The sequence below is a fragment of the Rhizobium sp. SVR5-9E genome (assembly GCF_056755095.1).
The window spans coordinates 1-256 of record NZ_JBNDHS010000528.1 but is presented as its reverse complement, the minus strand read 5'-3'; the positions used below and the strand labels follow the sequence as shown (position 1 = coordinate 256).

General features: G+C 58.2%; 1 pseudogene. It reads right to left on the bottom strand.

Features of this window, described 5'->3' with window-relative positions:
- A pseudogene (locus ACPYOJ_RS35915) lies at positions 1 to 256 on the bottom strand (hypothetical protein); the annotation flags it as partial.

Below are 256 nucleotides of genomic sequence, written 5' to 3'. Positions count from 1 at the left end.
GATACGGCCAGGCATGGAGCGTTTGAATTCATCTTTTGCGGCAAAGAACGCCGCATGTGGGCCACCGTAGCCCATCGGGACACCAAAGAGTTGTGCAGAACCGAAAACAATGTCCGCGCCCTGTTTACCTGGAGCCGTCAGCAGGACCAGCGCCATAAAATCAGCCGCGGCGCGGACAACCACTTTGCGGGCTTTCAGCTCAGCGATCAGTGCGCTGTAGTAGTGAACGTCACCGGTGGTGCCGACCTGTTGCAGC